The organism is Acinetobacter sp. UBA3025 (assembly GCF_002367915.1).
Classification (GTDB): Bacteria; Pseudomonadota; Gammaproteobacteria; order Pseudomonadales; family Moraxellaceae; genus Acinetobacter.
In genome coordinates, this window is sequence record NZ_DFDO01000058.1 from 1 (window position 1) to 3,099 (window position 3,099).

The 3,099-nt window shown below is 43.2% G+C and carries 3 protein-coding genes; all 3 read right to left on the reverse strand.

What is annotated here, in order from left to right:
* Positions 1-38 precede the first annotated feature (38 nt).
* Positions 39-929 carry a succinate--CoA ligase subunit alpha gene (gene sucD, locus B4J23_RS02370; RefSeq protein ID WP_004782969.1) on the reverse strand — a complete coding sequence of 297 codons (891 nt, stop codon included), beginning with the start codon at positions 927-929 and terminating at the stop codon, positions 39-41.
* Between the two features lie 11 nt (positions 930-940).
* Positions 941-2,107 carry an ADP-forming succinate--CoA ligase subunit beta gene (gene sucC / locus B4J23_RS02375; RefSeq protein WP_291358654.1) on the reverse strand — a complete coding sequence of 389 codons (1,167 nt, stop codon included), beginning with the start codon at positions 2,105-2,107 and terminating at the stop codon, positions 941-943.
* A 184-nt stretch (positions 2,108-2,291) separates the two neighbouring features.
* A partial coding sequence (locus B4J23_RS02380; RefSeq protein ID WP_291358655.1) for an FAD-dependent oxidoreductase occupies positions 2,292-3,099 on the reverse strand: 808 nt, incomplete at its 5' end.

Here is a 3,099-nt window from a genome sequence, read left to right on the forward strand (position 1 = left end):
AGCCCTCAATATTGAGGGCTTTTTATCAGCTTAATAAATTAAGCCAAACCTTTTTCTTTCAAAACCTCAAGCATGGTTGAACCCAACTCTGCAGGACTACGTGTATACGCCATTCCCGCGCGTTCAAAAGCTGCAAACTTCTCTTCAGCAGTTCCTTTACCGCCAGAAATGATGGCACCTGCGTGACCCATACGCTTACCTTTCGGCGCTGTTACACCAGCGATATAACCTACCACCGGCTTGGTCACATGCGACTGGATATACTCAGCTGCTTCTTCTTCCGCAGTACCGCCAATTTCACCAATCATGATAATGGCTTCAGTTTGCGGATCTTCCTGGAACAGTTTCAAGCAATCAATCTGGTTCATGCCTGGAATCGGATCACCACCGATTCCGATACAGGTTGACTGTCCAAGACCTAATTTAGTGGTTTGTGCAACCGCCTCATAAGTCAAAGTACCTGAACGTGAGATAATGCCGATCTTACCTGGCTGATGAATATGACCCGGCATAATCCCGATCTTACACTCGCCTGGCGTAATGATACCCGGACAGTTTGGACCGATCAGACGCGTACCATTACCATTGGTTTCCAGATAACGTTTAGCTTTTAGCATATCCAGTGTTGGTACGCCTTCAGTAATCACAACAATCAGCTCAATACCTGAGTCAACAGCTTCTACAATAGAATCGAGGACAAAAGGTGCAGGCACATAAATCACAGAAGCATCAGCTTGAGTTTCTTGCACCGCTTCACGCATAGTATTAAATACTGGCAGATCCAGATGTGATTGACCACCTTTACCCGGTGTTACTCCACCAACAACTTTAGTGCCGTAGGCAATAGCCTGTTCAGAGTGGAATGTACCGTTCTTGCCTGTAAAGCCTTGGACTAAAACTTTGGTGTCTTTATTAATTAATACGCTCATTGTGATACTCCTTAAGCTTTTACTGCAGCAACAATTTTTTCTGCAGCATCGGCCAAGCCATTTGCAGAAATCAATTTCAAACCAGATTCATCCAGTAACTTGGCACCAAGCTCTGCATTGTTCCCTTCAAGACGAACGACTACAGGTACAGTGACATTTACCTCCTGAACCGCTGCAATAATTGCCTCAGCAATCATGTCACAACGTACAATTCCACCAAAAATATTAATCAAGACACCTTGTACAGAAGAATCTGCCAAGATAATTTTAAATGCTTCGATGACACGCTCTTTGGTTGCACCACCACCTACATCCAAGAAGTTAGCTGGTTGACCACCATAAAGCTTGATAATGTCCATGGTTGCCATCGCAAGACCGGCACCATTGACCATACAACCAATATTACCCTCTAAAGCAACATAGTTCAGGTCAAATTCAGATGCTTTCAGCTCACGCTCATTTTCTTGTGATTTATCACGTAAAGCAGCAACTTCAGGCAGACGGTATAGCGCATTTGAATCAATACCGACTTTGGCATCGACACAGAGAATGTCACCATTTTCACGAACAGAGAGTGGGTTAATTTCAAATAAAGCAAAATCATTTTCGACAAAGGCTTGGTAAGCAGCTGTCATGACTTTAACAAATTGATTGATCTGGCTATCTTTTAACTTAAGTGCAAACGCCACTTCACGCGCCTGAAATGGCAATAATCCTACTAAAGGATCAACTTCGACTTTAATGATTTTTTCAGGATTTTCTTCTGCAACTTTTTCAATTTCGACACCGCCTTCAGTGGATGCCATAAAAGTAATACGACGGCTAGAACGGTCAACCACCGCACCTAAATAGAGTTCACGCTCAACCGGATAAACATCTTCAGACACCAGAATGCTATTAACTGGCTGACCATTTGCATCGGTTTGATAGGTCACTAAACGTGAACCAATAATCTGATTGGCATATTCAGCGGCTTCTTCAGCCGACTTTACCACTTTTACCCCACCTGCTTTGCCACGACCACCTGCGTGAACCTGCGCTTTTAATACTGCAAACTTCCCACCAAGCTGCTCAAAAGCATGTACTGTTTCCTCAGCATTGGTAGCAAGAATACCTTCTTGTACAGGCATCCCATATTTTTTTAATAACGTTTTTGCTTGATACTCATGTAAATTCATTGATTAACCTTTTACTACTTATTTGACTTTGTTATTACACGTATTCCCAATATTTCTTGGTTCACATCAATCAATATTGGTATTTTTGGATCTTAAATTTTACTTATCTTTATTTTTAGATGATTATTCATTCAAAAACAACCACCAAATGTAAAAAGAGCGGCCGGAGCCGCTCTTTGAAGAATTACTTACGCTTGCGTTGGATTGCGTGAATCGCACGACCATCGACTGCAAGAGCAGCTTCATGTACGACTTCAGAGAATGTTGGGTGACCAAACGTCATCAACTGTAGATCTTCAACTGAAGATACAAACTCAAGTGCGATCATACCTTGGTGAACGATATCAGACGCAGCAGGTCCAATCACGTGCATACCAAGTAGACGGTCAGTTTTTGCATCAGCAACAAACTTCACGAAACCGGCACCTTCACCAGCAGCCAAAGCACGACCATTTACAGCAAAACCGAATTGACCAGTTTTCACTTCATGACCTTTTTCTTTGGCTTGCTCTTCTGTTAAACCTACCCAAGCCGCTTCCGGGTGAGTGTAGATGACAGAAATGATAGTATCGTAGTTCACTTGAGCAGCATGACCGTGGATACGTTCAACAGCCATTACGCCTTCTTCCATTGCTTTATGTGCAAGCATTGGACCACGTACCAAGTCACCGATTGCGTATACGCCTTCAACAGAAGTTGCACACCAGTCGTTTACTTCAACCAGACCGCGCTCAGTCAGTTTGATACCTGAGTCTTCAGCCAATAGGCCTTCAGCATAAGCACGACGGCCTACACAAACGATCAGTTTATCGAAAGTCTGTTCTTTGTCTTCACCGCCCTGGCTGTATTTAACAGTCACTTCACGACCATTAACTTCAGTACCAGAAACTTTTGCACCGATACGGATATCAAGACCTTGTTTGGTCAGCAGTTTTTGGTAGTCTTTCGCCAATGCTTTGTCAGCCATTGGCAAGAATGCATCCATTGCTTCA

Coding starts and splice junctions, on each gene's coding strand:
- sucD (WP_004782969.1), bottom strand. CDS start 929: ATGAGCGTATTAATTAATAAAGACACCAAAGTTTTAGTCCAAGGCTTT.
- sucC (WP_291358654.1), bottom strand. CDS start 2,107: ATGAATTTACATGAGTATCAAGCAAAAACGTTATTAAAAAAATATGGG.